This window comes from Plantibacter sp. Mn2098, assembly GCF_049319745.1.
GTDB lineage: Bacteria > Actinomycetota > Actinomycetes > Actinomycetales > Microbacteriaceae > Plantibacter.
The window spans coordinates 111,979-138,721 of sequence record NZ_JBMOUH010000005.1 but is presented as its reverse complement, the minus strand read 5'-3'; the positions used below and the strand labels follow the sequence as shown (position 1 = coordinate 138,721).

Annotated in this window: 35 protein-coding genes; 34 read left to right on the top strand and 1 reads right to left on the bottom strand. The window is 63.6% G+C overall.

Features of this window, described 5'->3' with window-relative positions:
- Positions 1 to 72: 72 nt before the first annotated feature.
- The 12 genes from ACL9RL_RS09435 to ACL9RL_RS09380 all read left to right on the top strand — a co-directional run bounded on the left by ACL9RL_RS09435 (position 73) and on the right by ACL9RL_RS09380 (position 8,100).
- Positions 73 to 219, top strand: a complete 147-nt coding sequence (locus tag ACL9RL_RS09435) for a helix-turn-helix transcriptional regulator (protein WP_422779987.1) — start codon at positions 73 to 75, stop codon at positions 217 to 219.
- A gap of 134 nt (positions 220 to 353) precedes the next feature.
- A complete protein-coding gene (locus ACL9RL_RS09430; protein WP_422779986.1) occupies positions 354 to 1,262 on the top strand; it encodes a phage antirepressor N-terminal domain-containing protein in 909 nt (302 codons plus the stop codon).
- Positions 1,259 to 1,651 carry a hypothetical protein gene (locus tag ACL9RL_RS09425; protein ID WP_422779985.1) on the top strand — a complete coding sequence of 131 codons (393 nt, stop codon included), beginning with the start codon at positions 1,259 to 1,261 and terminating at the stop codon, positions 1,649 to 1,651. The genes ACL9RL_RS09430 and ACL9RL_RS09425 overlap by 4 nt, the downstream gene beginning before the upstream one ends.
- Positions 1,648 to 1,857 carry a helix-turn-helix transcriptional regulator gene (locus ACL9RL_RS09420; RefSeq protein ID WP_422779984.1) on the top strand — a complete coding sequence of 70 codons (210 nt, stop codon included), beginning with the start codon at positions 1,648 to 1,650 and terminating at the stop codon, positions 1,855 to 1,857. Before ACL9RL_RS09425 ends, ACL9RL_RS09420 begins: the two co-directional genes overlap by 4 nt.
- A complete protein-coding gene (locus tag ACL9RL_RS09415; RefSeq protein ID WP_422779983.1) occupies positions 1,850 to 2,836 on the top strand; it encodes a hypothetical protein in 987 nt (328 codons plus the stop codon). Before ACL9RL_RS09420 ends, ACL9RL_RS09415 begins: the two co-directional genes overlap by 8 nt.
- 11 nt (positions 2,837 to 2,847) lie before the next feature.
- Complete coding sequence (locus ACL9RL_RS09410) at positions 2,848 to 3,387, top strand: hypothetical protein (protein ID WP_422779982.1); 540 nt, start codon at positions 2,848 to 2,850, stop codon at positions 3,385 to 3,387.
- A 106-nt stretch (positions 3,388 to 3,493) separates the two neighbouring features.
- Positions 3,494 to 3,778, top strand: a complete 285-nt coding sequence (locus ACL9RL_RS09405) for a hypothetical protein (protein ID WP_422779981.1) — start codon at positions 3,494 to 3,496, stop codon at positions 3,776 to 3,778.
- Positions 3,775 to 4,305 (top strand): hypothetical protein, encoded by a 531-nt coding sequence (locus tag ACL9RL_RS09400; protein ID WP_422779980.1) that lies wholly within the window; start codon positions 3,775 to 3,777, stop codon positions 4,303 to 4,305. The genes ACL9RL_RS09405 and ACL9RL_RS09400 overlap by 4 nt, the downstream gene beginning before the upstream one ends.
- Complete coding sequence (locus ACL9RL_RS09395; RefSeq protein WP_422779979.1) at positions 4,302 to 5,261, top strand: hypothetical protein; 960 nt, start codon at positions 4,302 to 4,304, stop codon at positions 5,259 to 5,261. The genes ACL9RL_RS09400 and ACL9RL_RS09395 overlap by 4 nt, the downstream gene beginning before the upstream one ends.
- Positions 5,258 to 5,959 (top strand): helix-turn-helix domain-containing protein, encoded by a 702-nt coding sequence (locus ACL9RL_RS09390; protein WP_422779978.1) that lies wholly within the window; start codon positions 5,258 to 5,260, stop codon positions 5,957 to 5,959. The genes ACL9RL_RS09395 and ACL9RL_RS09390 overlap by 4 nt, the downstream gene beginning before the upstream one ends.
- On the top strand, positions 5,946 to 7,229 hold the full coding sequence (locus ACL9RL_RS09385; RefSeq protein ID WP_422779977.1) for a replicative DNA helicase: 1,284 nt from the start codon (positions 5,946 to 5,948) through the stop codon (positions 7,227 to 7,229). The genes ACL9RL_RS09390 and ACL9RL_RS09385 overlap by 14 nt, the downstream gene beginning before the upstream one ends.
- Before the next feature lie 10 nt (positions 7,230 to 7,239).
- Positions 7,240 to 8,100 (top strand): hypothetical protein, encoded by an 861-nt coding sequence (locus ACL9RL_RS09380; protein WP_422779976.1) that lies wholly within the window; start codon positions 7,240 to 7,242, stop codon positions 8,098 to 8,100.
- 279 nt (positions 8,101 to 8,379) lie between these two features.
- Here the strand turns inward: ACL9RL_RS09380 and ACL9RL_RS09375 are convergent, their stop codons facing one another.
- Complete coding sequence (locus tag ACL9RL_RS09375; protein WP_422779975.1) at positions 8,380 to 8,886, bottom strand: hypothetical protein; 507 nt, start codon at positions 8,884 to 8,886, stop codon at positions 8,380 to 8,382.
- Between the two features lie 307 nt (positions 8,887 to 9,193).
- Here ACL9RL_RS09375 and ACL9RL_RS09370 point away from each other — a divergent pair, with 307 nt between their 5' ends.
- From ACL9RL_RS09370 to ACL9RL_RS09265, 22 genes are all read left to right on the top strand, one after another.
- Positions 9,194 to 9,805, top strand: a complete 612-nt coding sequence (locus ACL9RL_RS09370) for a DUF4145 domain-containing protein (RefSeq protein ID WP_422779974.1) — start codon at positions 9,194 to 9,196, stop codon at positions 9,803 to 9,805.
- Positions 9,806 to 10,424: 619 nt separating this feature from the next.
- Positions 10,425 to 10,718 (top strand): hypothetical protein, encoded by a 294-nt coding sequence (locus ACL9RL_RS09365; RefSeq protein WP_422779973.1) that lies wholly within the window; start codon positions 10,425 to 10,427, stop codon positions 10,716 to 10,718.
- Positions 10,719 to 10,794: 76 nt separating this feature from the next.
- Entirely contained in the window at positions 10,795 to 12,183 is a 1,389-nt protein-coding gene (locus ACL9RL_RS09360; protein ID WP_422779972.1) for a hypothetical protein, read from the top strand.
- Positions 12,180 to 13,625, top strand: coding sequence for a hypothetical protein (locus tag ACL9RL_RS09355; RefSeq protein ID WP_422779971.1), 1,446 nt, complete (start codon positions 12,180 to 12,182; stop codon positions 13,623 to 13,625). The genes ACL9RL_RS09360 and ACL9RL_RS09355 overlap by 4 nt, the downstream gene beginning before the upstream one ends.
- Entirely contained in the window at positions 13,546 to 14,325 is a 780-nt protein-coding gene (locus ACL9RL_RS09350) for a hypothetical protein (protein WP_422779970.1), read from the top strand. The genes ACL9RL_RS09355 and ACL9RL_RS09350 overlap by 80 nt, the downstream gene beginning before the upstream one ends.
- Before the next feature lie 89 nt (positions 14,326 to 14,414).
- The gene (locus tag ACL9RL_RS09345) at positions 14,415 to 14,888 is read left to right on the top strand and encodes a hypothetical protein (RefSeq protein WP_422779969.1); all 474 of its coding nucleotides are present in this window, start codon (positions 14,415 to 14,417) and stop codon (positions 14,886 to 14,888) included.
- Between the two features lie 13 nt (positions 14,889 to 14,901).
- Positions 14,902 to 16,098, top strand: coding sequence for a phage major capsid protein (locus tag ACL9RL_RS09340; protein WP_422779968.1), 1,197 nt, complete (start codon positions 14,902 to 14,904; stop codon positions 16,096 to 16,098).
- A 71-nt stretch (positions 16,099 to 16,169) separates the two neighbouring features.
- Positions 16,170 to 16,604 carry a Gp19/Gp15/Gp42 family protein gene (locus ACL9RL_RS09335; protein ID WP_422779967.1) on the top strand — a complete coding sequence of 145 codons (435 nt, stop codon included), beginning with the start codon at positions 16,170 to 16,172 and terminating at the stop codon, positions 16,602 to 16,604.
- The gene (locus ACL9RL_RS09330) at positions 16,601 to 16,945 is read left to right on the top strand and encodes a hypothetical protein (RefSeq protein WP_422779966.1); all 345 of its coding nucleotides are present in this window, start codon (positions 16,601 to 16,603) and stop codon (positions 16,943 to 16,945) included. Before ACL9RL_RS09335 ends, ACL9RL_RS09330 begins: the two co-directional genes overlap by 4 nt.
- Position 16,946: 1 nt before the next feature.
- Positions 16,947 to 17,192, top strand: a complete 246-nt coding sequence (locus ACL9RL_RS09325; protein ID WP_422779965.1) for a hypothetical protein — start codon at positions 16,947 to 16,949, stop codon at positions 17,190 to 17,192.
- Positions 17,189 to 17,569, top strand: a complete 381-nt coding sequence (locus ACL9RL_RS09320; RefSeq protein ID WP_422779964.1) for a hypothetical protein — start codon at positions 17,189 to 17,191, stop codon at positions 17,567 to 17,569. The genes ACL9RL_RS09325 and ACL9RL_RS09320 overlap by 4 nt, the downstream gene beginning before the upstream one ends.
- An 84-nt stretch (positions 17,570 to 17,653) precedes the next feature.
- The gene (locus tag ACL9RL_RS09315) at positions 17,654 to 18,484 is read left to right on the top strand and encodes a hypothetical protein (RefSeq protein ID WP_422779963.1); all 831 of its coding nucleotides are present in this window, start codon (positions 17,654 to 17,656) and stop codon (positions 18,482 to 18,484) included.
- 89 nt (positions 18,485 to 18,573) lie between these two features.
- Positions 18,574 to 18,897 carry a hypothetical protein gene (locus tag ACL9RL_RS09310; RefSeq protein WP_422779962.1) on the top strand — a complete coding sequence of 108 codons (324 nt, stop codon included), beginning with the start codon at positions 18,574 to 18,576 and terminating at the stop codon, positions 18,895 to 18,897.
- Positions 18,898 to 18,995: 98 nt separating this feature from the next.
- Positions 18,996 to 19,268, top strand: a complete 273-nt coding sequence (locus ACL9RL_RS09305; RefSeq protein WP_422779961.1) for a DUF5361 domain-containing protein — start codon at positions 18,996 to 18,998, stop codon at positions 19,266 to 19,268.
- A 39-nt stretch (positions 19,269 to 19,307) separates the two neighbouring features.
- On the top strand, positions 19,308 to 21,563 hold the full coding sequence (locus ACL9RL_RS09300) for a phage tail protein (protein WP_422779960.1): 2,256 nt from the start codon (positions 19,308 to 19,310) through the stop codon (positions 21,561 to 21,563).
- The gene (locus ACL9RL_RS09295; protein ID WP_422779959.1) at positions 21,524 to 22,393 is read left to right on the top strand and encodes a hypothetical protein; all 870 of its coding nucleotides are present in this window, start codon (positions 21,524 to 21,526) and stop codon (positions 22,391 to 22,393) included. The genes ACL9RL_RS09300 and ACL9RL_RS09295 overlap by 40 nt, the downstream gene beginning before the upstream one ends.
- The gene (locus tag ACL9RL_RS09290) at positions 22,390 to 23,520 is read left to right on the top strand and encodes a hypothetical protein (RefSeq protein WP_422779958.1); all 1,131 of its coding nucleotides are present in this window, start codon (positions 22,390 to 22,392) and stop codon (positions 23,518 to 23,520) included. Before ACL9RL_RS09295 ends, ACL9RL_RS09290 begins: the two co-directional genes overlap by 4 nt.
- A complete protein-coding gene (locus ACL9RL_RS09285) occupies positions 23,513 to 24,049 on the top strand; it encodes a hypothetical protein (protein ID WP_422779957.1) in 537 nt (178 codons plus the stop codon). Before ACL9RL_RS09290 ends, ACL9RL_RS09285 begins: the two co-directional genes overlap by 8 nt.
- 720 nt (positions 24,050 to 24,769) lie before the next feature.
- Positions 24,770 to 25,168 (top strand): hypothetical protein, encoded by a 399-nt coding sequence (locus ACL9RL_RS09280; protein ID WP_422779956.1) that lies wholly within the window; start codon positions 24,770 to 24,772, stop codon positions 25,166 to 25,168.
- Between the two features lie 2 nt (positions 25,169 to 25,170).
- Positions 25,171 to 25,872: a hypothetical protein gene (locus tag ACL9RL_RS09275; protein WP_422779955.1), complete on the top strand. Its 702-nt coding sequence runs from the start codon at positions 25,171 to 25,173 to the stop codon at positions 25,870 to 25,872.
- Between the two features lie 27 nt (positions 25,873 to 25,899).
- Positions 25,900 to 26,304: a hypothetical protein gene (locus ACL9RL_RS09270; protein ID WP_422779954.1), complete on the top strand. Its 405-nt coding sequence runs from the start codon at positions 25,900 to 25,902 to the stop codon at positions 26,302 to 26,304.
- Positions 26,301 to 26,687: a hypothetical protein gene (locus ACL9RL_RS09265; protein WP_422779953.1), complete on the top strand. Its 387-nt coding sequence runs from the start codon at positions 26,301 to 26,303 to the stop codon at positions 26,685 to 26,687. The genes ACL9RL_RS09270 and ACL9RL_RS09265 overlap by 4 nt, the downstream gene beginning before the upstream one ends.
- Positions 26,688 to 26,743: the final 56 nt, after the last annotated feature.

Sequence of the window (26,743 nt, the reverse complement as noted above, 5' to 3'; positions counted from 1 at the left end):
ATGGAGCTAATGGAGACGCTGACGAAGGCAGTGTACCTGTCGCCCCGGGCAGTCTGCGAGATCGTACCGGGTATGACAACGAACAACCTGGCGCAGCTTCGGTTCACGGGCAAAGGCCCGAAGTTCCTCAAGCCGACGCCGCGCACTGTCGTCTACCGCGAGGCCGACGTCATCGAATGGCTCGAGGCCTCGGAACGCAGCATCACCGGTGCAGTGTGACCAGAACAAGACTCGATCAGGACTCAGCGCATTCATTGGTGTCGCTGCACGAACACTGGCGAGAAGGACAGCGAACGGTGCAAGTAAAAAGCCCGGTGCGGGAACACCGGGCCTGAACAGATTGGAATCTGAAATTGCAAGAACAGATTAACACCACGGCGCTCGTGAGCGCCACCGTGGAGTCGCATGACTTCTACGGTCAGCCCATCGTCACCGTGACGCAGGGCAACGACACGTTCGCGGTCCTCGGTCAGCTGTGCGATCACATGGGCCTGCACGTACAGGCACAGCAGCAGTCGCTCTCCCGGCAGGTATGGGCGAAGGGCATGACATGCGTAAGACACGTCATGGTGCCGGGGGAGTCCCGCGAGTATCCGCGCTACCTCATCAACGTCAAGATTCTCGGAATGTGGCTCGCGAGCATCACGACGAGTCGACTGTCCAACTTGGACGCTCGTGCCACCATCGAGCGCTTTCAGGTCGAACTTGCGGACAAGATCCACGAGTGGTTGACGGCGCCGACTGTGTCGTTCTCCGATGACGAGATCGTTCAGCGTGCGCTGCAGATCACCTCGAACCGTGTGCAGGCGTTGGAAGCGAAGGTCGCCGCGGACGCCCCCAAGGTCGCCGAGGCTGAGACGTTCCGTCAGTCGGCTGGGCAGGCGTTGATCGGTGATCTCGCCAACGCCCTGAAAGTTCATGCTGCGGCGAACCTGCCGGAGGTGAAGATCCTGCACAAGCACGTGTTCGATCACGCCGGCCGTCTGGGGTTGATCATCCGGGGGAACACGGTCCGCAACAACCAGCCGACCGCGCGAGCCGTCGAGTCGGGATGGGTGAAGCCCGCGCGCGCCGACTACGAAACGAACACCCACGGCTCGCAGTCGAAGCAGTACACGAAGCTGACGCCGAAAGGGTACGGACGCTTGTGGGACGGCTGCCTCGCCTGGATCAACAAGTACGGCACGTTGAACCCCAACGTCGCTGACAACTCGAATGCCGAGCTCGCTCTCGGTGCTGGCGACTGGGAGGCCGCATCATGAAGAACCTGTACTACAACCGCGGCACGATCTTCCGCCTGGAGGTCACGTACCCGGCCGCATCCCTCCGTGAGTACGAGGAGCGGGACGCTGAGACCGAGAGCATCGAGACGTTCACCGAGCTCGACCCGAACTGGAAGCCGGAGGGCTGGGAAGCCAGCGCCGATTGGGTCGAGCGTTTCCACACCGACCGATTCTTCTGGCCGGCGGTGAAGCCGTTCTACAACACGAGGTCGACCGCGAACGAGCGTGCCCGGTTGTTCCGAAAATACGGCGCCACGGTCGTTGTGCGCCAGTCGCGGCCGATCGAGTGGGAGTACACGGAAGCCGAGGTCCTCGCCCGACGTGTGCGTGAGCTGGAGGATCAGCTCGCCACGGCTCTGCTCCGATGACCGGGACAGTCGTCACGGAGACGGTGCCCTTGGCGCTGACCGCAGAGCAGGTCAGCGAGATGACGGGCATCGCCGTGCAGACGTTGGCGAACTGGCGAGTGATCGGGAAAGGGCCCCGGTTCTTCAAGATCTCGCGCCTCGTCCGCTACTCGCCGCAGAGCGTGTCCGAGTGGGTCGCCGACCAGTCAGGAGAACCACGTGACTGACGCCTTAACGAAAAACGCCCCGACTACCGCGCCAACGGTGTCGGGGCCAGTACCGAATTCCAACAACCAAGAAGGGATCGATATGTCGATCACAACCGTACCTCAGACCACCGTCAACCGCCAGAAGTTCGAGGCCGCGATCACTGCGGCCAGCGCGCCGGCGGCGTATGGAAGCGAGCGGTGGCAGGCCGCGTTCGCCCACATGCAGAAGCTCGTCCCGGACCTCGAGGTTCTCTCGCCTGGGGCTGCCGGCGAGATCTATAACGACATCGCCGGGCCGGAGGTGGAGGTGTGGAACGGCAAGGCGCCGGCCTGGGCCAACGCGAAGGACAGCGATTGCTCGAGCAGTGTGACCACACTCGGCGATCCCGTTGCGCATTGGTCCTCCGAGAACCTCATCGGATACGACAATGTGGACGCCTTCATCGTGCGTGACGACGAGTACAGCGTCGACACGGACACCATCCACGAGGGCCCTGTCTACCTCCGCGTGTACGTCGGCGCCCATGACCCGATCAACCTCACGTCGGCGGCAGAAGCCCTCACCGTGCACTCTGCGTTGAGCGACAGCGCTCGCCGCTTCGACGAGATCCTGAACCCGCGCCCGACTTTCAGCGACGACGTGTCTGACGACGATTTCGTCAAGCTTGAAGGCATCACGGAGGACGAGGCGTGGGCGCGCGGCAACGAGGTTCTCCCGTCGGTGTATCCGGGAGCGTTTGCCATGCGCATTGACGGCGCCTGCCAGGACATTCCAGCGAACCTTTACCACCAGATCGATGTTCACAAGTCGGACACGGCCCGGATCGAGCTCGTGAAGCCCGCGGGGAAGCCGTGGCGGATCGAAGCAGTTCTCAAGGACGGCTCGCGGACTGTCAACGAGCTTTCGGAGTACGCGGACTGGCTCGCTGAGGCCGTGAAGCGTGCAAGCAAGTTCAACATTGTGGACGGCTTCACCGGTGAGGGCAACGTCGCATGAGCGCCGGGACGATGACTTCGCCTTCGGTCCTCGATGCTCGCGCGGCGCTCGTCGCCCGTCTGCAAACCGACCCGGAGGGTCCGAAAGAGTGGCGGCAACTCCCGCCACCGAACGCGGAGTTCCCGGCCGTGTTCTGCTCGAACGATGTGTGGCCAGGAGTGGACGGGCCGTGGGTCGTGTCCTGCGACGCAGGCCTGTACGCGGCTGATGCTGACGACGCAGTAGCGGTCGCAGCTGCGCTCACGGAAGCGGCCATGCAGGCGCGCGTTCTCAACGCAAAGCACCGCGTCATCGCCCTGCCCGCGTCACGAGTGCACTTCGTCACGGGTCCGGATCCTGTGCTGCTGGTCCGGATGATCGAGCCAGGCCAGGAGGACAACTTCCGAGACGGGTCGCGTATGCGTTTGAAGGGCCTCGAACTCGCGCAGCCCGGCTTTCGCTGGTTCGACGACGGCTACGAGTTCGAGTACCTCGGCTCCTTCGTCCGTCTCGGCGACGGTCTCGTCGCTGGCACCGAGCAGATCATCTTCGCGGAGGTGCCTTGTGGCTAGGTTCACTCCTTCGCCGGCGCAGGCCCGCAAGTACGCCGACTACTCCCACGATGTTCGCGATTCCATCCGGCCTCAGGAGGTCCGCGAAGCGCTCAACGACCAGCTGATGCGCACCGTGATCCGGATTGAGCGGATCCCGAGCCGAAAGCAGTTCATCGTGTACGTGCTCCAGGGTGCGTCCGCTGCCGATCGCAGGACCGCGGAGAAGCTTGCACCAATGCTTGCCCGGGGATGGTGGGCCTACGTCCCCGATGGTTGGTTCCGGTGGCGCAATCCCGATGGCGCGTACCGGTACTGGCAGCTGCGCGGCGAATTGCTGGATGACCCGCTCATGCAACTCGAACTCGAGATGATGATCGACGCGACGACCTCGACGGGGGTGTCGCTGTGACGAATCCGCACGAGCACTATCCGCTGGTTCTGCAGTTCCAGGGCGCCGGCCCACGGCAGATCACGGCCGACGAGGGGTTCCTCATGGTCAAGCACGCGGAGATTTTCGGGGTCAGCGTGTTCGATCTGACGGACGCTGATGTCATGTCGATTCTCTCGGCAGGAGTCATCCCCGATGACGCATCGTCGCTCGCCGATGTTCAGGTGCCCGATGGATGCCCACCTGAACAGAGGGAGAGCGGTTCGACTGTGCCGTATCTGCCGCCGGGGTATCTGTACGGGCTGGACGGCAAGGTCTACCCCACTCGTCCGCGCAAGCCGAATGAAATGGCGGCGGTCGCTGGGCTGAGCCATCGGCTCTCTCACGAGGGTCTTTCGACACGTCAGATCGTCGCTGCGCTCGAGGAAAGGCATGGCATTCGTCGCTCGGTCGGATCCGTGAATGGCGACCTCACCAAGTGGCGCTGTGGCGACTGTTCAGGTGAACCAGATAACCCACCTGAACAGCCAGGCGGTGATGCCGCATGAGCTCGATCCCCGATCCGCACCTCGTGGACGTCGTCGCCCGAGCGAACGGACTCCTCGACGACCTCTGGGCGGAACTGATCGGCCGAGTCGACCAGGGCGACTACGACCACGAGTCCGCCGAACTCATCACCCAACTTCGCGCCCAGCTGGACGCACTCATTACCTCGAACGAAGGAAACCGCACCATGTCACCCACCGCACCCAAGAACAGCCCTCTCGACTCGTTCAAGGAAACCGCGCACCTCGTCAACGACCTCATCGAGCAGGTCGCCGGCTACCTCGGCGAACAGGATCTCCCCGAGGCGCACCAATGGACGCTTGACGTCCTCGATTCCGCGGCCGTGCAACTCGTCGAGGGGCTCGCCCAGCACGTACCCGAGATCGACACCGAGACGCGACCGATGTTCGTCAGCCGCGAACTCGGCAAGGCGAACACGTACGACGACGGCACACCGATCCACCGGCACATCAAGCTCGACGACGACGGGCACGCGGTGACCAGCTTCTACCCGCGTCGCGACGGCGACCCTGTGGAGCACCGCGACCGGCTCGTCGCCCTCCATGACGAGTACAAGCGCCAGGGTGAGGCTGAGGAACTCCTCGCGTCCCTCGAAGACGCGTTCCGGGAGCCGCAGGAGACGCCGGGACACTCGTGGACGGGTCAGGAGAAGCTCGACGTCCTGCGAGGCGCAGAGTCGGCCATCATCGCCGCGCTTCGGCCCACGAACCCGCAGGACTTCGCGGAGGTGCAAGCCGAACTTGAGCAGTGGGAGTTCGATCAGAAGGCACTCGCGGACGTCGGCGCCGTCGACACTCGCGTCGCGACCTTGCTCCTGCAGTTCGTGCAGATCGGAATTCACTCGATCGCCGGTGACGCCGCGCCGGAGACGATCATCCAGTCGTCCGGGATCGTCGCCGCGAAGCTCGCCGACTACATCACCGAGGAGACCCGTTGAGCTACAAAGCGACCAACTGGGCGTACGAGCTCCCGATCACCGGACCGCAAAAGTTCGTCCTCGTCGCCCTCGCCGACATGGCCGATGAGGAGAGCAGTTGTTATCCGGGGCAGCCGCGACTTGCTCAGATGACCGGGTTCTCCGTCGCGACCGTACGGCGAGCGTTGGACAAGCTCGAAGACCGAGGACTCATCGAGAGGGAGCATCGGCACGGCGCATTCGGCTACCGGACGAGCGACCGCTACCACCTCAAGCTCGACGTCTCGGTGGCCGAACCCCTTCCGCTCACTGTGCCTACTGGGCACTCTGCCTTCAAGGCAGACAGTCCATCCCTACCGCTCACTCAGTCCATCCCTACCTCTCACTCTGACGGGGCAGTAGAACCATCAGTTGAACCACCAGAAGAACCACCAGTGGTCATTGACCCGTTCGAAAGGTTCTGGAAGGTCTACCCGCGGAAGGTCAAGAAGGCCGACGCGAAGCGGGCATACAGGAAGGCGCTCAAGGTCGCGACCCCTGAGGAGATCCTCGCCGGGCTGGCCGCGTACACCAAGACCATCCAGGGCAAGGAGCCGGAGTTCATCGCCCACGCGTCGACGTGGCTGAACGGTGAGCGCTGGGACGACGACTACGGCGTCGCCGCTCCGACATCCGCCTACGACCGCAGCAAGGAGTTCCGCCGCGATGACTATTCCTGATCACATCCTGGAGGCCGAGAGGTCGGTCCTCGGTCTCGCGTTGCACTTCGGCGGCGAGATCCTCGATGAGGTGTCGCTCGTGTCGGCCGACTTCGGCGGGCTGCACCACGCAGCCGTGTTCGAGGCGATCGCGCGGCTCCACGCTCGCGGCGAGGTCGTCACGACGACGACGGTGCAGCAGGAACTTCCGAACCACAAGGAAGCGTGGGCGACGCTCGTCGAGTGGGAGACGAGCTACCAGTTCGATCGGCGCACGCTCCCGTCACATGGGCGCCTCGTGGCGGCTCACGGTCTGTATCGTCGGCTGTCCGAGGCGGGCCAGTCGTTCGCGGAGGGGCTGGCGGGCATGGATTCCCCGGACGACCTGTTGGAGTACGCCCGCCGCGCAGTAGAGGACGCTGCAGGTGCGCCGACGACGCGTCTGCGGTACATCGACGAGATCCTGCCCGAGACGGTCCGGAGCATCCAGGCCGGGTCGACGTTCGTCCCGACGCCGTGGACTGGTCTCAACGACATCATCGGCGGGATGCGCCCCGGCAACCTCATCATCGTCGCCGCGCGTCCGGCGGTCGGGAAGTCCGTCGTCGCCAACGGGCTCGCGCTTGAGCTCGCCCGGCACGGGCATGTCGCCCTGTCCTCGATGGAGATGACCGAGAACGAGGTCGTGCAGCGCATGATCGCCGATCGCATGGACATCAACATCGGCAAGCTCAAGGACGGCCAGCTGACCGCCGAGGACGCTGAGCACATCCGGGTGAATCGCGGGCTGCTGCACTTCCCGGTCGCCGTCGACGACCGCGCGGGCATCGGCCCGAGCGAGCTTCGCAGCTTCGTCCGGACGGTCTCGCGTGAGGGCAAGCTCTCCGGCGTCGTCGTGGACTACCTGCAGCTGATGACGCAGAAGGGGTCCAAGGCGGCCAGGCAGGAGCTCGTCGCGGACTTCTCGCGTCAGCTCAAGCTCATCGCGAAGGAGTACCAGGTGCCCGTCATCGCCCTCTCACAGCTGAACCGTGAGAGCGAGGGACAGATGGGGCGAGCGCGGCCGAAGATGTCGCAGCTGCGGGAGTCCGGCGCGATCGAGCAGGACGCCGACGTCATCATCCTGCTCCACCGCGAGGCCGACGACAACGGGCACCTGTCCGACACCGAGATCCTCTTCGACGTTGTGAAGAACCGACACGGCCGCGTCGGCTTCAAGACCTTCACGTGGGAAGGGTCGAGATCCCGCATCACCGACTTCCCCACCTACATCCCGAACTTCCGAGCCTGAGGAGGCACCCATGACCATCACCACCGACATGCCGTGCGTGAACCGCTGCGTTCGCAAGGGCACCGAGACCAACGACGAGCCCGAGCTCCTCGTCGCCCGACACGGTGAGTTCTGCCACCGGTGCTTCACCCGCACCTTCCGCGCCCTCGACCGCGTACCCGCACTGGTGCAGCACATCGTCTCGAACTTCCCCACCTCGATCACGAAGGCGCCGAACGACATCCGCGTCAGCGGGACCGGAGGAGGCCCGACCGTTCCGTTCAACGAGCAGGCGTGGGTCGACGCCGACAAGCTCTACTCCCTGATGGTCACCTACGCCCAGGTCTGGGCCACCGCGCTCGCCGTGTCTCCGCCCGCCCCCGCACGCCGCTCCTGGCGCGACGAACACGGCTACGTCATCGGCCTCCCCGCGAACGAGACCCCGACCACCGCCCGCCGAAACGTCGGCGTCATGTCCGACTGGCTTAAGATCACCCTCGAGGAGATCTTCCGCTGCGACGCCGAATCGGTGAACCGCTTCTCCGAAGCGCTCGCCGAGGTCGGTGAGATCGCAGGCAAGTGGCCGACGGAAGAACGCCCTCGAACGTCGGTCATGCCGCATGTGCAGATCTCGTTCTGCGGCGGCGAGATCAAGTACTGGCCGGCCGGATCTCAGGGCACCGACACGCACGCAGTGTGCACGGCCTGCAGCTACGAGTTCGACCTTGACGAGTACGAGGACGCCGTCACGACCTACCTCGCCGAAAAACAGGAGGCTGCGCGCATGGCCAAGGCCGAGGCAGCCGCCGCGACTCGGGCCGCGAACCGCTCCGATGTCGTGCGCCGACACCTCCTCGGCAAGTACGGCGAGATCGTCGGGAGCCCATCATGATCTGCTCCGCAATCACGACGAACAACGCCGCACGAGACCGGGGAATTGTGAACCGCGGCGCCCGGAAAGGCAGCCATGAATGCATGCGCCCAGTCGTGCCCGACACCCCGCTGAGCCTGTGCGCCGTTCACCTGCTACTCACCGTCCAGACCGTCGATGAGCTCGGCGGGCGCGAAGTGGTCATCTCGATTGCACGGGAGACACCGAGCTGACGACAGAGCGAAGCTGAACGATGCGAGCGTCCCGGCCCTGTTGTGACCGGGACGCTCGCATACGGGGCTACGAAACGAGATCGCGACGTAGTCCGTCGAGGAATTTGGTGACCGGAGCGACACCGGACCGGCTGTCGCCGACTGACAGCGTGAGCGTCGCGAGTGGATAGCCGACCTCCACCGTGAGTACATTCGGCCACACGTAGTAGGGCCGGTCTCCAAATACAGGAGCATCGGTCGACACTGAGAACGACAAGAGCTCTGAACGCGACCAGACGCGGACCTCTGATTTCGACAGGGTATCCGTACTGGCTTCGTCAGTGGCAATGGAAACCGATACGACGTGCTCATCCATCAGGAAGACAAGGTGTCCCGTCAGCAGCCCGGCTTCGTCGATGAGGTCACCCGACAGATGCTGTGGTTCAGTCGCTCCAGTGGCAAGGACGATCGACGACAGGAGCGAAGCGAACCACTTCGGGGGCCTCGAGTAGATGACGTTCCCCCAACTCTCTATCCCGGCGATCCGGGTGTACAGCACGTTGCTCGCTCTCTCGATATGCGGTTCAAGATTCATCGGCCCAGGTCCCCTCAACCGGACACCACCCTGGCAGCCGGTGGTGGCAGCGTATCGCCAACATCGGACACTCGATTTGACAGACACCGTCGTCCGAAAGTTGCTATGATTGTCGTGTTAGGACGTTCCCACCCCGAGGCGAGAACGTCTTTCTGCTTTAATCGCGGACGCCGCGCGGGCTGAGCGATTAGGCTCCGCGATGAGGTCGACGAACTCGAGGTTTCGGTACGATGAGCGCATGTTCTCAGGTACATGCGCATTCTGCGGTAACCAAACGCACTTCACTGCACGGACCGGGCGAGTGGGTATGGGCGAGCCCGTGCGGAACGGCAATGCGGAGCAGCGCTACAACGTGGAGATAAGTGCCACGTGCGACGCTTGCCAAAGGTTCAACTCGGCGTTTGGCCGCACGCGTTACGCGAGCCGGTACTTGGAGCCGGGGAAAATCATGAATGGAAGTGAAGCGGTGCTGGAAGGTGAAGCGATGACGATCGATTCGTGGTCTCCGCCGCCAATGCGTCCCGTTGACACAGCTTTCATCCCCGAAGGCGTTGCAGGGTTCTTCAAGGAAGCACACGACGCGTTCAGTGTCAGTGCTTATCGTGCTGTTCTGCTCCTAGTACGCAGCGTCATCGAAGCCACCGCGAAGGATCGAAAGATCGTGTCCGGCTCACTCGTCCAGAAAATCAACAAGCTTGACGAGGAAGGTCACATTCGTCGCGGCACTAAGGACATGGCTCACGCGCTCCGTATCCTCGGGAACGACATGGCCCATGGGGATATTGACGACGTCCCCACCCCGGAAGATGCCGAAGACGCCCTCACGGTTGCACGCTTCGTGCTCGACGACGTATACGTCGCAGACGCTCGCCGAGCCGACATGATGGCCCGCCGTAATCCACCTGAGCCCGCCCAGTAGTTCAGCCCGAAAGAGGCTCCGATCTGCGTGAAGGAGCCAGGGTATGACTCAGCTCCACAATGCCAACGGGCACCGGCGCCGTGAACTCGTCCGCCGGGTGAAAGCCGAAGAGCGCCTTTGCGCCCTCTGCGACCAACCCGTAGACAAGGCCCTGAAAATAACCCCGGGGGCCCATGGCCCCAAATGCCCTGGCCCCCCATGCCCAGGATGCATCCCCCACCCCATGAGCGGCGAAGTCGACGAAGACATCCCACGATCACGCGGCGGCTCACCATACGACCGCAACAACTGCCACCTCATGCACCGGGCCTGCAACCAATGGAAAAGCAACATGACACTGAACGAAGCACGAGCCAAGTACAACGCCCCACAAGACACACCACGCATCGAAGCATCACCCATCTGGTAACACGCCCGCGTAAAGCAACCTGGGGTGCCCGACGCCGACACAGCGACACCATTGCGACGAACTACAGGCGCGCCCCACACACCACACAACATCAAGGCCGTTTTGGTCGATCCTCACCCCAGGGCAGGACCCCCTCCCCCCAGGGGCCACGGCCCACCCTCGGCATTGGTCCAATCTCTCCCCGACATTTTTTCCACACGGAGGCGCGTGATGACTGTTCGGAAATTGCGTGCAGTCGAGGATGGCGAGAAGCCCAAGACTCGGGTACTCACTGTCGATGTCGCCGCTTCTGAGGGTACAGAGATGGAGCTTCTTGCTGCGATGCGGGATCGGATCGCTGTGGCTGTCGCTGATCCGAATTGCCCCGCTCGTGATCTTGCTGCGCTTACTCGTCGTCTTCGCGAGATCGCGAAGGACATCGAGGCTTTGGTAGCGCGTGAGAACGAGGAGGCTGCAGATGCCGCCAACGCGCCAGACGAAGCCTGGGACTCGGAAGCTATCTGAGGTCACCAAGCACCTCGTCCTTCCGTCAGGGATCGTTTCGACCGGGTATCCGGCTGTCGCTGCTCAGTGTCGAAAGATGGGCGTTGTCCACGACGACTGGCAGCAGGGGCTGGGGCGGGCGATCCTCGCCAAGCGGGCATCTGGACTGTACGCGGCTGGTATCGGCGGTGTCGTACTGTCGACGTGTCGCCAGGTCGGTAAGACGTTCACATTCGGCACGTTGATCTTCGCCTTGTGTGTGCTCATGCCGGGCACGACGGTGTTGTGGACAGCGCACCACACGAAGACCAGCGACGAGACGTTCGAAGCGCTCGAGGCGATGACGTTGCGGTCGCAGATCGCTCCGTACATCGACACAGTGACTCGTGGTAACGGCAAGCAGGCGATTCGGTTCAAGAACGGGTCGCGGATCTTGTTCGGCGCTCGTGAGCATGGTTTCGGCCGTGGCATCCCGGGTGTGACGATCGTCGTGTTTGATGAGGCGCAGATCCTCAAGCAGTCCGCGTTGAACGACATGATCCCTGCCGCGAACACGGTCAAGAACCCGCTGATCTTGTACATGGGCACCCCGCCTGACCCGAAGGACCCCAGCGAGGTGTTCAAAGGTCGCCGGCGGAAAGCGCTCGCAGTCGAGGCTGCACGCGCTTCTGGCGAGACAAAGAAGTCGGACACGTTGTATGTGGAGATCGGCGCAGATACTGGCGCGGATCTCGATGACCCCGAGCAGCACGCGAAGGGCAACCCGTCCTACCCACTCCGCACTCCGGCCGAGTCGATCCAGCGGTTGCGTGAGCAGCTGGGCGATGACGCGAGTTTCGCCCGTGAGGGCTTGGGTATCTGGGATGACGACCAGGAGGGCTCGCGAGCGATCTCGGCCAGCCGGTGGACGGCCACGGGCGTGGTTGCACCACCGGAGGGCACCCAGTCGTTCGGTGTAGCGTTCTCGGTTGATGGCACGCGGCTTGCGCTTGCGGGTGCCGTAGCGCATGGCTCCGATGAAACGCATGTCGAACTCATCGATGCGTCATCTGATCATGGTGGGCTGGCGCCGTTAGCGGATTGGTTCTGCGAGAAGGACAGCAACGGTGTCGCTCGGTGGCGTCGCGCTGGCGTGATCGTCATCGGCGGTTCTGCCGGTGCCGGTGTTCTCAAGCAACTGCTGCTGGATCGCCGTGTGAGTGAGAAGCGCATCAAGATCGTCTCCACCCCGCAGTACCTGCAAGCGTGCGTGATGTTCTCCGACGCGATCGAAACGAAAACAGCTACACACCTCACCTCTGACGGGCAACGCGTCCTCGACGATGCTGTCGCGTTCGTCGACCGCGACAAGCGCGGCGGCTGGATGTCCACCCTTCCTGACGGCGATGAAACACCTGTCGAAGCAGTCTCGCTCGCCCTGTGGGGTGCGCGCACGAACAAGCGGAAGCCCGCTGGATCCAATGAGCGAAAGGCGGTATTCCTGTGACGCTCACCGCTATCAGCACACCACTGGTTCCCGTAGACGAGTCCGACAAGGACATGTTCGGGCGGTTGTTCTCGACGTGGGCGCAGAAGCGTGGACGGAACCTCCTTCGGACTGTGTACTACGAGGGCAAGAACGCGCTCAAGGACTTCGGTATCGCGGTTCCACCGCAGATGCAGAAGGCGTACACGCCGTTGCAGTGGATCTCGAAGGGAGTCCATGCAGTTACCGGGCGGTCTGAGTTCGAGGGGTTCGTGTCCTCTTCGGGCTCCGACGACCCGTTCGGCATGGCTGGGCTACTTGCTGACAACCACTTCCATGAAGAGTTCCCTCAGGCAACGAAGTCGTCCGCGCTGCACGCATGCTCGTTCATCACGGTCACCGAGGGTGATGTTCAGTCGGGTGAGCCTGAGGTGCTGTACCTCGCGCGCGCGGCCGACATGTCTGCCGCAGTGTGGGATCGCCGACGTCGAGCGTTGTCCGGGTTCTTGTCGATCCTCGACACGAACGACGCCGGCCCGACGGAGATGGTGATGTACACGCCCGAGTGGGTGTACTCGCTGGTCAAGGGCAGCCTGGGCTGGTCGGGAACGAAGATCCCGAACCGTCTCGGTGAAGTCACTGTCGCTCGTCTCGCGTTCGAACCGGAACTCAACCGTCCGTTCGGTCACTCGCGGATCACTCGCACTTCCATGGGCCTCACGGATGCCGCCGTGCGGACGCTGCTGCGCGCTGAGGTGTCGGCTGAGTTCTACTCGGCGGACAAGTACTGGTTGTTCGGAGCTGACGTCACCAAGTTCATCGGCGCCGACAAATGGTCCGCGCTGATGGGTCGCATGAACGCGATCGACACCGACGACGCCAACGAGATCAAGATCGAACGGTTCTCGGGATCCTCTCCGCAGCCACACGCGGACCAGATGCGACTCATCCAGGCGATGTTCGCTGATGACCAGGACCTCGACGTGAAGTTCGCTGACGCCTCAAACCCGTCCAGCGCCGACGCCATCTATGCGGCCAAGGAAGACCTCATCGTGAAGGTCCGCAACGCGAACCGCACCTGGGGTCGAGGGGCCGTGAAAGCGTTCCAGCTCGGCGTGCGCCTCCGCGACGGGGGAGACATGTCGGACGAGTTGCGTGCAATGTCGGCCCAGTTCACCGACCCCGCGATCGTGTCGCCTTCCGCACGAGCGGACGCGTTCTCGAAGCTCGCCGCGAACATCGAAGGCTTCGGAGAATCCGCGGTCGGCATGAAGTACGCAGGCCTACCGCTCGAGGACATCACCCAGTTCCAGGCTGAGCGGCAACGAGCAGGAGCATCGTCTCGGATCCAGCAGCTTGTGGAAGCGACAAGGGGGCTGCGGGATGGCAACACCGGCACAGGTGGACGAGTACCGGCAGGCGACGACGTCGCTGACGCTTCTGGCGCAGAACCAGCTGCGTGATGTGCTGTCGGCGTTCGGGCCGAGCTCGAACCCTGCCGCCGTACGTGACGTGCTGCTCCGGTACTTCCCGGACTTCATGACCACGTACGGCGACACGGCCGCTGTCATCGGCGCCGACTTCTATGACCTCGCCCGCAACCTCCCGCCGAGCGCCGGGACCGTGCAGAGCGTGTTCGCGCAGCCCGCGAAAGTGAAACAGTCCGAGGGTGTTGTCCGGTGGGCCGTCGGCTCGCTCTTCGCGGAGGAGCCGAGTTGGGACGGGTTCGAGGGTTCCCTTCTTGGAGCGGCGCAGCGCCTGATCATGCAACCGTCGCGACAGACCGTCGACCTCATGTCGCGAGCCGACGCCCGGTCAGGCAAGGTCGCTGCCGTCGGATGGTCGCGCATCATTCACCCGGAACGTGCCCGCACGAGGAAGTCGTGCGACTTCTGCGTCATGCTCGCCGGCCGCGGACCGGTCTACCGGTCCGAAGCGTCCGCCGGAGCCGTTGTGGGGCGCGGGTCGACACGAACGGGTTTCGACGAGAACGGCAAGCGGCTCTCGGGCGGCCGTGGCGGCGGCATCAGAGCCCGGAGTACCCAAGAGCTTGCGGCGGAGTTCCATGACGGCTGCAACTGCACCACGTCACCGACGTTCTACGAGATCCAGGACAGGCCAGGCGAGCGGTTCCCGCAGGTCCTCGTCCCGATTCCCAACTGATCTTCCACCTTCTGGTGGAGCACTACCCCTCGTCCAGCGACTGGGCTGAGGTTCGCGCGGCGCGACTGCCGCATACACACGGAGGAAGCATGTCAACGGATATCCCGGCCCCGGCCGAATCGATCGAACCACCCGCAGGCCCGGAAGGCGCGACGCCTGACGAACCGTTGGGTGAGCCCGGTCTCGCCGCACTCAAGTCAGAGCGCGAGGCACGCGCCGCAGCTGAGAAGGCGGCGAAGGATGCCCTCGCGAAGGTCAAGGCGTTCGAGGACGCTCAGAAGACCGACGCCGAGAAGCAGGCCGAACGGCTGGCTGAGTTCGAGCGTGAGAACGCCGAGTTGAAGTCAGCGAAGACACGCGCCGAAGTGGCCGCGGCCAAGGGAGTACCGGCGTCTCTGCTTTCGGGCAGCACGCAGGACGAACTCGAGGCTTCGGCAGATGCGCTCCTCGCCTTCAAGGGTGAAACACCGCCGCAGAAACTCATCGTCCCGGGCGAAGGCAAAGCGCCGGCCGCTCCGGGGCAATCCATGGACGACTGGCTGCGTCAAGCAGCCCAGAACTGAAAGGAGCTAGCTCATGGCTGGCTACAACGAAATCATCAACCGGTCCGGTGCAGGCGCACCGGCTGTCCCGGAACCCATCGCGAACGAGATCATCAAGGAGCTCCCGAAGGCGTCGGTTCTGCTCGACCGTGCCCGCAAGGTACGACTGTCCTCGAAGACGCTCAAGCAGCCCGTGCTGTCGGCGCTGCCCGACGCGTACTGGGTGAACGGGGACACGGGTCTGAAGCAGACCACCAAGGCGGAGTGGGACAACCTCACCATCACGGCCGAGGAGCTCGCCGCGATCGTCGTCATCCCCGACGCGCTCTTCGACGACTCGAACGTACCCCTGTGGGACGAGGTCCGCCCCCTCCTCGTCGAAGCCATCGGCCGCAAGGTCGACGAGGCAGGCCTCTTCGGTGTGGACAAGCCCGGCACGTGGCCGACCGCCGTTGTTCCCGGCGCGATCGCCGCAGGAAACTCGATCTCGGAAGGCACCGGCGTCGACCTTGCCCAGGACGTCGCCGGCCTCGGTCGACTGCTCGCTGAGGATGGTTTCGCCGCGAATGGGTTCGCGTCCAAGCCCGGACTCAACTGGCAGCTCGTCGGCCTCCGCAACGAGAACGGCACCCCGATCTACACGCCATCTCTGGCACAGGGCGTGCCGTCCTCGCTCTACGGATACCCGCTCAACGAGGTGCTGAACGGCGCATGGGACCCCGACGACGCGACACTCCTCGCGGCGGACTGGTCGAAGTTCGTGATCGGTGTTCGACAGGACATCACGTTCCAGATCTTCGACACTGGCGTGATCTCCGACGGTGACGGCAAGGTCATCGTGAACCTGATGCAGCAGGACGCGAAGGCACTGCGTGTGGTGTTCCGTGTCGGATTCCAGGTCGCGAACCCGCTCACGCGCGTCAACCCGGGCAGCACCCGCTACCCGGCCGCGGTCCTCACCCCGTCGCTGGTCCCGCCGGTTGTTGAGCCCGTGCTCAACTCCGTCGCCCCGACGAGCGCTGCTGCCGCCGCGACCGTCACGCTGACCGGAACCGGGTTCACCGGCGCAACCCAGGTCAAGTTCGGAACCGCGAACGCAGCGAGCTTCACCGTCGTCTCGAACACGTCCATCACCGCCGTGGTCCCGGCCGGCGCAGCAGGCTCGGCCGCGATCCGTGTGATCAAGGGCGCGCTCGATTCAGACGCTGTGGCATTCAGCCGGACGGCGTAACACCCAGGCAAGAGGGGCGGAACCTCCCGGTTCCGCCCCTCAACTCTGACCCATCTACACGAGGAGGCATCATGGCGTGGACATCACCAGACGATGTGACCGGCGCGTGGATCGGTGAGGGCGTACCAACTGACACCGAACAGATCCGGAAGTGGATCAACCGTGCTGAACGGGAGATCAAGTATCGGGTGCCCGGACTTCAGAAACGCATCGACGCTGAAGCTGCCGAACCGACTCCGCGGACTGATTTGATCGAGACTGCGCAAGATGTCGTCGCGGCAATGGTCACCCGAGTGTTCCGGAACCCGGAAGGCATCCGGCAAACGAACGTCACGACCGGGCCATACACCGCTTCGAAGACGTACGGCGGCGATGTTCCAGGCGGGCTTGGGCTCACCGACGACGAGCTCGCGAAGCTGCAGGGCGCAGGCGCGGGCGCATTCAGTATCGACCTGATCCCGACGACGTCCCCATTCGCTGCCGGACCGCACGGGGTGTCGCCATGATGCGCGGCGTCACCCTGTACGTTCACCGCGAGGCTTTCATTCCGGGTGCCACTGACGCGCATGGGAACGCGGCGGAATCGTGGGCGGCGCCGGTTCGAGTCGGCATCTACGCCTACAACCCGGGCACCACCGAAGAACCAGTCCTGCCCGGCCACGATCGAGTGATCACAGCACCATCCATCTATTTCCCCTCGACCGTGTCCATGTCACCCCGCGACCGAATCACGGTCGAGGGAGATCCGCAACCGTGGGAAGTCGACGGCGAGACCTTGCAGTATCGGAACCCGTTCGACGCCTCCATGAACGGCAACACGGTGAACCTGAAGAGGGTGAGTGGTTGACATGCAGAAGCCTCAAGTGAAGCTGAAAATGAAAGCCATCCGTGCGGTTCTGAAATCGAACGAGACTCAAGCAGAAGTCGCTCGGCGGGCACGCCGTATGGCTAACGCCGCCGGCCCCGGATTCGAGTCCGTGGTGAAGCCGCACAAGTTCACGGCCCGCGCGTTCGTGCAAACGTCGAACGCGACCGGACGACGCCGACAGGCGAAAGAGGCCGTGCTCGAGCGAAGCTTGGACGCCGGCCGATGACGACGCTTGTCGACGTAGAAACGCTCGTGGTCGCGTTCCTCAAGCCTGCTGCGTTCGCAGCTGGCGCGAGCATCGGGACGAAGGTGCCGAACCCGCGACCGAAACGGTTCGTGCGTGTCACCCGTACCGGAGGAACCGCCACCAACCGGGTGCTCGAGCGGGCGCAGATCACGATCACCGCCGAAGCAGAGTCCGGCCCGGAAGCATTCAACCTCGCATCCGCGTGTCGTGCGGAGTTCCTGAACAACACGACCAGGATGCCGCTGGTTCGTGGCGTCGAAGAGACGACCGGGCCGTACTACAACCCGGATCCAGACACCGGCAACGATCGGTACACGTTCACCGAATCCATGTCGGTGCGCGCCGCCCGCAACTGAGCCATCACCCAACATCGACCCTCACCACACGGTGGGGGTTTTCTCATGCCGGGCGTGTGTTCGGCGACCAGGAAGGACATACTCATGACGGTCAACTCCGCCAACGCCCGGATCTTCGGTTCGGACTCCGACGCGATCTACCTCGCCCCCATCGGAACCGCCCTCCCGACGACCATCAACGGTCCGCTCGACGCCGCATTCGAGGATGTCGGTTGGTTGCACTCCGACGGCGTGACCGAGGCATTCACCGGTTCGAAGACCGAGATCCGCGGACACCAGGGCGCTCGCGTCGTCCGCACCCGCATGGAAACCCCCGGCACGACCCTGTCGTTCCATGCACTCGAGTCGAAGGCGCAGACCAAGTCGTTGCGCTACATCGAGTCGAACGTCTCGAACACCGCAGGCGTTCGGAAGGCAACCCGGTCGCCCGGGCAGAAAGTGTCTGCGCGCGCGGCCGTCATCGACGTGTTCGACGCCGATGACATCACCGTGAAGGAACGGTGGGTCTTCGAGCGCATCGAGATCGTCGCCGACGGTGATCGTGTGTTCGTGAACTCGGACATCGCCGGGTTCCCGTTCCTCGCGCAGGTCATCAGCGACTACACCACGTACGAGTCTGCTGGGTCGGCCACGAGCCGGAACTGGAACCTCGCCCTCACCGGAACACCCGCCGGCGGCACCTACACCGTCACGGTGAACGGCTCGACGACCGCACCGATCGCGTACAACGCTGCCGCCACGGCCGTCGCTGCCGCGATCAACGCTCTCTCCGGCGTCATTGGCATCACCGGCGTCACCGCGACTGGCACGAGCCCGATTGCGATCACGTTCCCAGCGGTCGTGACCCTCACCGCGAACGGCTCCGCACTCACCGGCGGAACCACACCGGCTGTCGTCGTCACCGCAGCACCGTAAGACGTGGCCGGGCGGGAATCCCCTGGTGATGGCTCGCCCGCCCGGTCACACCCAGAGCCATCACCAACACCCACAAAGGAGTCATCACCATGACCGCACCCAAGAAGCCCCAGGACCACCAGGCGAAAGCCCCCACCGTCAAGACCGTCGAAGGAGGACGAGAAGTCACCATCAACGGGCTGACCGTGACCGTCGCTGACGAAGCGCTCGACGACTTCGAACTCCTCGATGACCTGAACTCGCTTGAAGCAGAGCAGAAGGCATCCCGCCTGCCGTCGATCCTGCGTCGTCTCGTCGGCGACGACTACGCGGCCGTTCTCGAAGCGCTCCGCGACAAGAAGACCGGCCGCGTGTCCGTCGGCGCTGGCTCCACATTCATCAAGGAGCTGTTCGGAGTCCTCAACCCAAACTGATGCTGCTGGCAGAGGCCTACACCCACCACCGTGGGCCTCTGCTGGCATCCCTCCAAGCCGTCTACGGGCTCCGCCTCCGTGACCGGCCACTGTCGGAGATGACCGAGCTCGTCGCCTGGCTTCCGCCGGGGTGTGCGCTCTGGCGCTCTGTCGGCGGCCCGCTCGCGTGGTCCGAAGAAACCCATCAGCTGAACATCATCGAGTTCCGTCTGCGCGTGCTGGATTGGCGGCGCACACCAGACGGCGAAAAGGGCAAGAACCAGCCCAAACCGCCGGTGCCGCCTCCGTACGCGGGAGACGTTCGTGCGGGCGACGAGCACGCCGAGAAACAGGCCGCTGCGCACCGCCGCAGGCAACAGCACGCCACATAGCCGGAACCCGGCGCCACAAATCGACCGGAGGTGATCCATTTGACCGCGGTCGAAATCGCTGACGCCTACATCGCGCTCTACGCGAAGATGCCAGGCGTCAAGGGTGACATCGAGAAGAGCCTCGGCGGATCCGATGTCCAGGGCGCCGCGGACGATGCTGGTAAGAAGTCCGGCAACTCGTTCACCGCCGGTCTCGGCAAGATCATCAAGGGCGGAGCCATCGCACTTGCTGCGACAGCTGCGGCCGGTCTCGGCGTGGCTCTCGTCAAGGGCTTCGGGCGACTCGACGCGATCGATACCGCTGAGAAGAAGCTCACCGGGCTCGGGCAGAGCACCGAGAACGTCACCGCGATCATGGACAACGCCCGCGCCGCAGTCAAGGGCACGGCGTTCGGTCTCGGCGATGCGGCCACCGCTGCGGCATCGCTCGTCGCAGCGAACATCAAGCCCGGCGAGCAGTTGCAGGGCGTGCTGAAGTCAGTGGCGAACAGTGCGGCGGCGGCCGGTGTCGGCATCGGTGACATGGGGTCGATCTACGCCAAAGTGTCCTCTCTCGGGAAGGCACAGAACGACGTCCTGCAGCAGGTCGCCGACAAGGGCATCCCGATCTATCAGACGCTCGCGGACAAACTCGGCGTGACCACCGATGAAGTCTTCAAGATGGCGTCGGCTGGCAAGATCGGGTTCGCCGAGTTCGAGGACGCGATGACTACCGCGTCCGGGACCGTCGCTGACGAGATGGGCAAGACCCTCCCCGGGGCGCTCGACAACTTCTTCTCGTCACTCGGGCGCATCGGTGCAGGTCTCCTCGGCGGTATCTACCCGCTGCTCGCGCCCTTGGTGCAGGCAATTACCTCGGCGCTCGGACCAGTGGAGGACTTCGCGGCGAAGATCGGCGAGAAGATCGCCGGCGTCGTCGCACCAGCCATCCAATGGCTCATCGATCTGTTGAACGGTGGGCTTGATCTCGGCGGCTTCGCTGAGCTCCTGTCCTACATCTCGCCGCTCGGGCTCGCGTTCAAGATCCTCGAACCGGTCCTCCCGACACTCATGCAGGGCCTCGTGGACATCGGTGCCGCGCTCGGCGGCGCACTCATCACAGCGCTGCAAGCCGTGGTCCCGGCGATCACAACACTCGCCACCGTGCTGTCCGGCGTGCTCGCCGCGACACTGCCTCAGTTGGTCCCGCTGCTTGAGACGATCGCTGGCGCGTTCGGCACACTCCTCGTCGCCGTCGCACCGCTCGTTGGCGAGCTGATCACAGCACTTGTGCCCGTGTTCAACCTGCTCCCACCGATCGTCGAGACACTCCTCGAGGCGCTCATGCCGATCATCCCTGTGGTGATCGATCTCGCCTCGTCGCTGATATCGACGCTCATCCCGATCATCGTGGGCTTGCTCGACGCGATTTTGCCCGTCATTCCGACGGTGCTCGATCTCGCGATGACGCTGGTATCGATGCTCGTTCCAGTGATCGAGCAGCTCGCACCGATCTTGGTGGCGTTGGTTGATGCGTTCGCCCCGCTGCTCGGTGTGATCCTCACTCCACTGATCGGTTTGATCACGGCACTCATGCCGGTGATCACCCCGCTGCTCGATGTGTTCATCGAGCTGCTGCAACCGATCCTTGGGCTGATCACGCCGCTGCTCGATCTGGTGAACCTGATCCTGCCGCCCCTCACCCAGATCATCGGGATCCTCGCGACGATGCTGTCCGACCAACTGTCGACGGCGTTCAAATTCCTGATGCCGATCATCAAGGGCGTCGTGTCGATGATCACCGATGTGCTCACTCCGGTCATCAAGGGCATCACCGATGTCCTGGGTGGTGTCATCACGTTCATCACGGGCGTGTTCACCGGCAACTGGCGGCAGGCGTGGGACGGCATCGTGCAGATCTTCTCCGGGATCTGGAACGGGATCACTGGCGTTGTGAAGGGTGTCATCAACGGCATCATCGACCTCATCAACGGTGTCATCGGTGGCATCAACGAGATCGCCTCGGGCGTGAAGAACGCCACCGGCGGCGCTATCAACCTCTCGATCGGAACGATCCCGAAGCTTGCGCAGGGCGGAATCATCGCCGCTCGCCCCGGCGGGATGATCGCGACGATCGGTGAAGGCCGATACGACGAAGCGGTGGTCCCGCTGACGCCCGAGTTCAAGGCGGCGATGGCCGGCGGTGGCGGCAAGCAGGTCACGCTCGTGCAGAAGATCACCACCGTACAAGACGACCCGCGCGTGCAGGCTCGCCAGTGGGGTCGCGAGATGCTGAGAGGACTGAACGCCCAATGAGCACGCTGACTCTTGCCGGGACTGAGTTCCGAGACTTCGCCGTCTCGGGATGGGTGTTCCAAGACCTCACCGACTGGTACACCCTCACCGATGACAAGATGCCCGACGAGGAGAAACCGCAGGGGCACGGGGCGTTCGGCGTTGCCGAGTCCCTGCGGTCCGCCGCGGTCGTGTCGTTTCGCGCCGTCTACCTCGGCGACTCAGACGATGAAACATTGGCTGCCGCCGAGCAGCTCATGGCGGCAATCGCGACCGGGCCCGTCGAGATGCTGTACAGCGACGCGCTCCGAACGACCGCCCGCACTGTCAGCGTCCGCACGGCGCCGATGCATGACGCGTTCGACGGGACCATTGGCGAGTTCGAGTTCGATTGCCTCGCCCGGGATCCGCGCCGATACTCGGTGGGGGATTCGTGGCAGTCCACTGGCCCTGCAGTCGACGGTGCAGGTCTTGTGTGGCCTGCCGTGTGGCCGCTGGTCTGGCCCGGTGGTGGGTCTGATGGGCGCGTCACATTGCAGAACGTGGGGTCGGCTCCGGCCGCACAACGGTACCGGCTGAACGGCGGGTTCACGTCGGCTCTACTGACGAACACTGCGACAGGTCAGCGGATCGGGTTCAACCGTCCCGTTCCCGTGGGTTCGGTGGTGGAGATCGACACCAGGACTCGTCAGGCGTGGATCGATGGGCAGTCCGACGTGTCCCGGTACTTGATGTTCAGAGAGTGGTGGGACGTGCCGAAGTATTCAACCGTGCGTGTCCAGTTCGATGTGAACGGCGCAGTCGGTAGCCCGAGCATGGATGCGTTGATGCGGTCTGCGTGGTTCGCATGACCCGGTACTACGTCTTCGAAACCCTCACCGGGAACCAGGTGGCAGAGTTCACGCCGTCGAAAGCGTCATGGTCGCTGGCAACGAACACGCCGGACACGGTCGATGTGACGTTGGATCTGAACGATCCGGCGACGCTCGCGCAGGACTGGCGGAACCTCGGCACCCCGTGGAAACACTCGATCGCAGTGGAGGAGCATGGCCGGTTCATTGGTGGGCCGATCATGCCGTACGACTGGGACGAAGACAAAGCCGACCTCAAACTCACCGCTCGAGGTCCGAAGGTTATCCTCGACCGCAACCTCGTCTTGCCGGTCTCTGCTGTGACCGGTTCTCTAGTTGGCGCTGACGGCCTTCCGAACCCGGCCTACGACACCAACTTGTCCGGGACGGACTACGGCACATTCGGGAAGAAGCTCGTCCTGCAGGCTATGCAATGGCCTGGCCTCGGCTTGCCGATCGTCTTCCACGACGACCGCCCCGACAGCTACGTGAAGAACTACACAGGCATCGCTCTGAAGACTGTCGGCGCCGCGCTTGACGACCTGTGTGGTCTGGACGGTGGGCCGGACATCCGATTCCAGCTCACCCGCAATGGGCCTGATGGGTTCCAGTGGGTGTACGAATCAGGTACGCGTGCGCAACCGCGCCTGCAAGGCCAAATCGCACACACCTGGGAGCTTAACGCGGACGAAGCCACCGGGTCTGGACTGTCGGTCGGTTCTGACCCGACCGGGATGGCGTCCATCTCCTGGGCGACCGCTGGCCGCTCAGATGACCGCGTGCTGCTCTCGCGAGTCATCGACACACGCCTGATTGACAGCGGCTACCCGTTACTGCAGGTCGTCGACTCTTCCCACTCATCCATCTCTGAGCAGCCTTCGTTGGACTCCGTCGCTACAGAGAACCTCCGGACGGCTGGTCGGCCGGCGGAGTTCTGGTCGTTCAAGGCTCGCCTGGCAGCATCACCATTCTTGAACGAGTACAACACAGGCGATCTCATCACGATCGTGGTGCAGAACAGCAAGTATCAGTCGGTCGGACAGTTCACCCGCCGCATCGCTGCAATCTCAGGAGACGAGAAAGGCATGTGGGCGAAGATCACATGTGGGGAGGTCTACGGTGGCTGATCCGAAAGCACCCGGCGACGGGTACGACGTCCTGATCAACAGGCTCGCGACTATGGAGCGTCGGATGGATGAGCTCGAGATCTCGACGGGAACGCAGCGGAACCGAACAACTGCGAATCTGCCAATCCCGGGTGTCGGGACGGCGACGACGACGAACATCGGGTTGCTGTCATCGTCCTGGATCACCTACGCCACGGTCACGATCCCTGTCCCTCTGGGCAAGGGAACGGCAACGATCATGGCGTTCGCCAACGGGGCGTTCCTCGACATGACTTCTGGCGGTGTGACGGCATTGTCCGCGCGCATCGTCATCGGCGACACGAACATCTCCCCAGCCGCACCGGGCGCAAAAGACGCTGGCGCGTCCCGCGTGAACAACATCGTCCAGCTTGGCTACTCCGCTGTTCTTACCGGCATCGACACAACAGTCAAAGCCGAACTTCAAGTGAACCCGTTGAACGCGTCAGCGTTCCCCGCGCAGGCGCAGAACTTCGCGTCGATCACGATCAACGCCGCGTTCACCGCCTGACACTTATCTGCTTCTCTCTCAGCGCCTCCCGGGGCGCTTTTCTTATGTAAGGGGTCCATTGTGGCGCTCACGAACTCATTTCCGACGGGTCTTCCGGCGGGGTTGTCGATTGTCGACACCAGGAAGGCGCTTGCTGGTCTGATCGTTCAGAACGCGGTTGGCGCGCCGAGACTAGGCGTGTTGTCGTCGTCGACCCCGTTGCTGGTCGCGGCGACGGCGTCTATGGCTTACACGGTTGCGGCGGCGAGTTTCGCAACGAGCAGGACCGGCCAGGGCGTCGAGCTTGTTGCGAACGACGGCGCGGTATCGGTTGCAACGACGGCAGCTCCTGCTTCGAACTCGCGCATGGATGTTGTGTGGGTGCGTTCTCGGTTCACAGCATCTGGCGATGCTGCCGGGACTCCGGAGTTCGGGGTGACGCAGGGCGTCGCATCGGGGACTGTTCCGCCGCCGAAGCCGTCAATTCCAGCTGGAGCGTTGGAACTCGCGACAGCACAGATCCCCTCGACGGCAACAGCAACGAACTCATCTGGCGTCATCATCACCCAGACGCACCAGTTCACGGCCGCAGCTTGGGGTGTTGTTCCGTTCCGGAGCACCGTTGATCGTGACGGATGGATTCCGTCTGCAGGGCAGTACGGTTCAGTGAATGGCCAACTGTTCGTCTCCAATGGAACGGCATGGGTTGGCAGCGGAACGACACTATTCTCTGCTCGTCGGTTGAACGCTCAGAGTTGGAACGACCCGGGCGGGTTCCAACTGCTGTCTACGCTGTGGGGTTCGCCGGAGGTCAACGACGGTGTCGGTTCGTTCGTCGGTGGCGCGTTGACGATCACCACACCAGGTTGGTATGACATCACCGCGTATCTCCGTCTCACAGCGGCGCGCACGCCGTTTGGTCTTCGGGTGATGCTGAACTCCACCAACCCGGCCGACTTCGATCAGACGATCGCGTACGACGCCCCTTCTGGCAGCAGCGTCAACGCGACCGCGATCACAACTCACAAGCTCGCGGTCGGTGATGTGCTGCGCGTGTACGCGTTCGTGGCGGCGGGGTCTGCCGCTGGCTCGGCGAAGCAGGACGCGAAGTTCGACCTCCGTTTCCGCCGAGGGGAGTGATCATGGCACGCACGATCGAAGCCGTCGAGGCGTGGGCTCGTCAGAACCCGCTCTACACCTACAAGGACGGGACTGGTCGAACAAAGTCATGGGCTGGCCTGTGTGAAGCCTTCGTGAACAATGCCGGCGGTTTCAATCAGTCATTCGGTAGCGCGATGCTCGCCGGGGACGCGTCCGGGTGGCTCAACCCGAACTGGCGAGAGGCCGGACGCGGATCCATTCACTACTGGGCTGGTGTCGGCGGCGACGGGCATGTCGCGTTCGACCTCGGAGGCGGGCGGCTCCTCATGGCGTCGAGCTCCGTCACCGAACGGTGGGGGACAGCGATGGGGACGATCTCCTTCACTGACTACGCCCGCCTTGGAATCCCGTACCGAGGTCACACCAAGCGACACGGGACCGAGCAACTCGCTCCGTCTAGTCAAACAGCAGGAACTATCGAGGAGGACGACATGTCATTCACTGACGAAGACCGAAAGAAGCTGAACGCTGTCTATGACGCCGTGTTCTTGGAAACCCCCACCAGCCGCGGAACGCCAGCGGGAATCCTCAACACCCTCGGCAGGGTCTACGACGGTCTGTTCAAGAAGACGACCGTGACATCGGCAACGACCGGCCAGGGCGACCTGCCAGGCGGCACGCTGACGTCGCTGTCCGCGATCACGCAGGACCTCGCCGCGGTGAAGAAGAAGCTCGGCGCCTGACCCCCTCGACCCTGGGAGGGGTAACACATGCCTGAATGGATTCAGGATCTCATCGGCGATGTGACGCTCGTGCAGGTGCTGCTATGGGTGGCCCTGGTCGTGTTCTTCGTGGTTGTCGTGAAGAAGGCGTGGAAGCCCCTCACCGAGTTCGTCGCCCTCGTGAACGCGTTGAAGGAACTCCCGGAGTTCATCACCCAAACGAAGTCGACGCTGGCGACACAGAACCAAACTCTCGCAACCCAGAACCAGACCCTCGCGGTCATCAAGCACGAAGTCCTGCCGAACAGTGGCGGGTCGATGCGTGACCAGGTTGACCGCATCAAGCACAAGCTCGACAACGACAACGACCGCCTCGACGGTCTCGACCAGAAGGTCGCAAGCCTCGAGCTGAAACAGATCGAACCGTACCGACCTCAGAAGGGCACACCATGAGCAAGCACGCAGCACCTCGCATCTGGTTCGAGAACCAGCGCGTCATCCGCACGTTCCTGCAGACCGTCGCTGGCACCCTGGCCGGTGTTGCGACGTTCGTCGGCATCCTGGCGGCGTTCGCCCCACAGTTCCTTGAAGCGATCCGCGAGATCCTGCCGGAGGACTGGTACGCGGGCGGGCTTCTCGTCGTGGCGTTCATCGGTACCCTCGCGGCCGTGCTCGCGAAAGTCATGGCGTTGCCGCTCGTGAACACGTTCCTGACGAAGTTCGGTGCGGGATCCGTGCCGAAGTCGAAGGTTGGCCTTGTGCTGGCTGTGGAGCAGGCGCAGCGCGAGGAACACGCGGATGAGCAGGCACGTCAGGCTCGTGGGGATTTGCTGTGACGGTGATCCGTCTTCGCACACTGGGGGACCAGTTGGGAGAGCCTGGCCCGATTGGT